Source organism: Synergistaceae bacterium (genome assembly GCA_012521675.1).
GTDB lineage: Bacteria > Synergistota > Synergistia > Synergistales > Aminobacteriaceae > JAAYLU01.
In genome coordinates this window covers 1-5,115 of record JAAYLU010000081.1, presented here as the reverse complement: position 1 = coordinate 5,115, position 5,115 = coordinate 1, and the positions used below count along the sequence as shown (strand labels likewise).

Sequence of the window (5,115 nt, the reverse complement as noted above, 5' to 3'; positions counted from 1 at the left end):
GTCGAGGTCGGCACGGCGGCGGAGAGAGTGGCCCAGGGATCCGAAGAGCTCTCCGGCTTGGCAGCCGACCTGCAGAAGCTGGTCGCGGCTTTCAAGTATGACGAGGTCGATTCCACTTCCAAATCCGGCCTGGTGCCGTTGCAAAGCGACAAGGGCAAAGCCGAGAGCGCGGCCAGAGCCGACGAACGACGAACAGGGTAAAGGACAGGACTCTGCGAAGTGTAGAGTAAACAAGGCGACGAGGGGTCTCGGTTTTCAGGCGTTGACGGGCCGAGATCCCTCGCTTTCGCTCGGGATGACCATTTCCAGTCGTCCCGAGGAGCCGTTGCCTACCTTGTCATACCCGAGGGAAGCGAGTGATCCGTATTGTTGCGATTTCTCGGTCTTAAGGATAAAATACCGTGCATGGTATTCACTTCAAAAACAAAGCCTGTGAAGGTGGGGCTTGTGTCGGTATGGCCGTCGCATAAGCCCGATTTCTGGTAAGGGGGAGTTTTAGGTTGTTTCGACTCAAGCTTCAGGGTAAGATCGTACTCTTGACCGCAGGACTGGTTTTACTTGTTTTCTCCGTGGTGATCGGTGTCTCTGCCGTATTGAACCAGAGCGAGGCCGTGCGCCAGGCGGAGGAGCTGGCTATCAGCAGATCCTCGGAATTTTCGTGGATGGTGGCGGCCCGTTTCTCCACGGCGATGGACACGGCCGTCACCCTGGCCGAGGTTCTAAAGGGGCTGGTGGTGGGCGGCAAGGCGGACCGAGATGCGGCGAACGCAATTCTGGAGAGTGTGTTAAGCAGGAATCCCGAGCTGCTCGGCGCATGGACCTGCTGGGAGCCGAACGCCTTCGACGGCAGAGACAAGGAGTTCGTCGGTACAAAGGGGCACGATGCCACGGGGCGCTTTGTGACAAGCTGGTACAGGAAAGGGAACACGGTGGACTGCGGGCCTCTGGTCGGGTATGACGTGCCGGGGGATGGCGATTACTACCTTGCTCCGATGAAGACAGGCAAAGGAATCCTGACGGAGCCGTTCGAGTACTCGTACGAGGAGGGAGGCCCCGTCTTCTACCTTAATACTCTGTCCGTCCCCATCGAGATCGACGGCAAGAGGGTTGGCGCCGCGGGAGTGGACCTCTCCATGGAAGCGATACAGACACTGACCAACTCCATCAAACTCTACGAGACGGGCTTTGCCCGGCTTGTCTCCCACGGAGGAACGGTAGTGAGCCACCCTGACAGGGAGAGGATCGGGAAGCCGCTGGGGGAGATTCAAACCCCCGGGGGCGTAGAAGTCCTCAAGAGGATACAGAAGGGCGAGAGCTGGTTCGAGGAGGCCTGGTCCGAGGTACTCGGGCACAACACCCTGAAGTCCTACTCGCCTGTGGTCGTCAGCAACACGGACACGCCTTGGAGCACGAGCATGGTGCTGGTCGAAGAGGAGGTCATGGCCTCGTACAACAAGATAATGAGGATGACCATCGTAAGCTCGATAATCGGAGGAATCCTGCTTCTACTGGTAATTTGGATGATAGCGCGCTGGTTGGTCAAGCCGCTTCGACGGGTCGCCGGACTGGCTCAAAGGGGCGGTGATGGAGACCTTACGATAGAGCGAGCGGATTTCGGCATCGAAACATCCGACGAGCTCGGGGAGATGGCCGGCGCACTGTACGAGATGATCGCTAAGCAGAGAGAGGCCATCAGGGCAATCGCGGGCGCATCCGAAAGGCTTGGAGGGGTGGCCGAGGAGTTCTCCACCGTCGCCCGGGAGTCAAACGCAGGAGTAGTGGAGTCCCGAGCAGGTATCGACGACGTCTCTTGCCAGATGGAAAATCTGGCCGCAGCCAGCCAGGAGATAACAGCATCCGTGCAGGAGGTGGCGAGCGGCGCTCAGTCATCCGCCCAGAAGAGCACCGATATGGCGGCTGAGGTCGAGCAGGCGCGCACAGCAGGCGAGGAGGGGGTCAGGGCCATTGGCAGGGCCGTGGCCAGCATCAAGAAGGTGGCGGAGGACGCAGGGGAGTCCGCCAGGGAGGTCAAGAGCCTTGGAGACAGGGCACGCGAGATACAGAACTTCGTGGACCAGATCGGAGGCATAGCCGACCAGACCAACCTGCTGGCGCTGAACGCCGCCATAGAGGCCGCGAGAGCCGGAGAGGCAGGAAGGGGCTTCGCCGTGGTCGCGGAGGAGGTAAGAAAACTCGCCGAGGAGAGCAACGAGGCGGCCGAGAAGATTGCGGACCTTGCCTCCATAATAACCAAGGATCTGGACAGTGTTGTCTCGTCGGCCGAGGTTAATGCGAAGGACTCCCTGGAGTCCAGTGGCCTGGCGGAGGAGACGCGAGAGACGATAGACAAGATGATGGAGGCACTGTCCAATATAGCATCGGCGACGCAGGACATGGCGGCCGTCTCCGAGGAACAGGCCGCGTCCAGCGAGGAGATAGCGAGCGCGGTGCAGACCATAGCCTCGCGTGTAAACGACTCCGCCTCGTCCGCGGACCATGTCAGGGGCCAGATGGCGGAAGTGGGTGCATCGGCGGAGCGAGTAGCTCGGGGATCGGAGGAGCTCTCCGGGCTTGCCGCGGATCTTGGCAGGCTTGTCGCTACGTTCAAGTACGACGAAGGTGATGCCGCATCCAAGTCAGGCCTCGTGCCGCTGAACAGCGGAAAGGGCAAATCCGGGGCTTCGATCGGGGCCGTCGGATAGAGGACAATTCTTAACGAAAGGAGGAAGCAACATGGCTGAACAGCAGCTGGTGGTATTCGGCCTCGGCAACGAGGAATTCGGCATAGACATCTCAAGTGTGATGGAGATAGTCAAGATCCAACACATCACCACGGTCCCCCAGTCGATGGACTTCGTGGAGGGGATAGTGAACCTGCGGGGCGTTATAGTCCCCATAGTGGACCTGAACAAGAAGTTCATGACCGCGATGCACAGCAACTCCGACGACGCGGAGATGCGCATAATAGTGGTTCACATGGCGGGGCAGAACATAGGCATCATGGTGGACGCGGTGTCTGAGATCCTGCGGGTGCCTGACGAGGCGATCGAGCCGACGCCGCCGATAGTCTCAAGCGGGATAAGCTCGGACTTCATCAAGGGGGTGGCGAAGGTCGACGACAGGCTGATAATCTTCCTTGACCTGGACCGCATCTTCTCCGCCGAGGAGCAGGAGGCACTGGCGAGCACGGCGCAGTAGGATAGTTGTCATCCCGAGGAACAAAGCGGCTTGGCCCTCGAGCCCCCTCGTCGCTTCGCTCCTCGGGACAAGCGAACGACACGAACGGAAAAAACGCCCGTTCTGTCGCCTGCTTGCCTCGCATTCGCTCGGGATGACAAGAATGGACGTTCGGGGTGACAACCGATTGTCGTCCCGCCCCGAACGACACTTGGTGTTATTGACATGCAAGCGTTGTTCTCGTTTTGGTGCACCCGGCAATAACAAGCCGTATTTTTCAAACAGGGAGTGAGTACCGTGAAGATACGCACCGCTTTTGGACTGATCAACGCCTCCATCATCGTTCTGTTGCTCTGCGTGATCTCTCTGTCCTTTCTATTCCTGGGCAACCAGCAAAACCTGAACGAGGCCCAGGAGATCCGCTACAGGTCCTACTTGGCCGCCGACGAGCTCCGGCAGAGCTCCGACGATCTGACCCGCCTGGCCAGGGCCTACGTCGTCACGGGGGACGACAGGTACGAGAAGATGTACATGGACGTGGCGGACATTCGAGCGGGCAAGAAACCGAGGCCCCTTGACTATCACAAGGTCTACTGGGACCTCGTGGTCGAATACGGAGACGCTCCCAGGGGCGACGGCGAGACGAAGGCCCTGAACCGGATCATGGAGGAGCTGGGCTTCACGGACGAGGAGTTCGCAAAACTGAGGGAGTCGGAGGTGAACTCCGAAAAGCTCATCCAGACCGAGGTTGTGGCCATGAACGCGGTTAAAGGTCTCTTCGCCGATGAATCCGGGAAGTTCACCGTCGAGAAGGAGCCGGACATGCAGATGGCGGCCATCATGATGCACGACCTTAACTACCACGGGGAAAAGGCCAAGATCATGGCGCCGATAAACGACTTCCTGGACATGCTCGACCAGCGCACATCCGAGACGGTGCTGAAGTATGAGAAGACCGCCAATCGCTACCTGAGCATCCTGATAACGCTCGCCGTGCTGGTGGTAGTGCTCGCGATCATGTCCCTGGTTCTTTTCCTGCTCAAGGTGTCCCGACCGCTGAAGACCATCACCGAGCTGCTGGGCAGAGGAGAGGGCGATCTCACCATAAACTTCGATATCCGCACCAAGGACGAGATGGGAGAGATGGCGGGCTTCTTCAACGGGTTCGTCGAGAAGACCAGGGAGCTGGTCCGAAGAGTGGCCGGGACCGCAGATATGCTGGGCGACGCCGCCGAGGGTATCTCCGCCCTGGCGCAGGAGGCCAACGCCGGCGTCGAGGAGTCACGCGCGGGCGCAGACGACGTATCATCCCAGATGGAGAATTTGGCCGCAGCAACCGAGGAGATAACCGCATCGGTCGAGGAGGTAGCAAGCGGCGCACAGTCATCCGCGCAGAAGAGCACCGACATGGCGGCGGAGGTCGACCAAGCCAGAGGCGCGGGCGAGGACGGAGTGAAGGCCATAGGAAGGGCCGTGGCTAGCACCAAGAAGGCAGCGGTCAACGCCGAGGAGTCAGCGAAGGAGGTCAGGGTCCTCGGAGACAGGGCGCGCGAGATACAGAACTTCGTCGCCCAGATAGGCGGCATAGCCGACCAGACAAACCTGCTGGCGCTGAACGCGGCGATCGAGGCCGCGCGGGCCGGAGAGGCCGGAAGGGGCTTCGCGGTTGTCGCGGAGGAAGTGAGAAAGTTAGCCGAGGAGAGCAACGAGGCGGCGCAGAAGATCGCCGAACTTGCCTCGATGATCACCAGGGACCTGGAAGGTGTCGTATCCGCTGCCGAAGCCAACGCGAAGGATTCAGTGGAGTCCAGCGGCCTCATTGAGGAGACGAGGGAGACGATCGACCTGATGATGGAGGCATTGTCAAAGATCGCTTCGGGCACGCAGGACATGGCCGCCGTCGCGGAGGAGCAGGCAGCCTCCAGCGAGGAGATAGCG

The 5,115-nt window shown here is 60.0% G+C and carries 4 protein-coding genes; all 4 read left to right on the top strand.

What is annotated here, in order from left to right; all coding sequences use genetic code 11:
• On the top strand, positions 1-201 hold a 201-nt coding region (locus GX181_07825; GenBank protein ID NLM71849.1), incomplete at its 5' end, for a hypothetical protein.
• Between the two features lie 299 nt (positions 202-500).
• Positions 501-2,702 (top strand): methyl-accepting chemotaxis protein, encoded by a 2,202-nt coding sequence (locus tag GX181_07820; GenBank protein NLM71848.1) that lies wholly within the window; start codon positions 501-503, stop codon positions 2,700-2,702.
• Positions 2,703-2,733: 31 nt separating this feature from the next.
• Positions 2,734-3,198, top strand: coding sequence for a chemotaxis protein CheW (locus GX181_07815; protein NLM71847.1), 465 nt, complete (start codon positions 2,734-2,736; stop codon positions 3,196-3,198).
• Between the two features lie 276 nt (positions 3,199-3,474).
• Positions 3,475-5,115 (top strand): methyl-accepting chemotaxis protein (locus GX181_07810; GenBank protein ID NLM71846.1); only part of this gene is annotated, 1,641 nt, incomplete at its 3' end.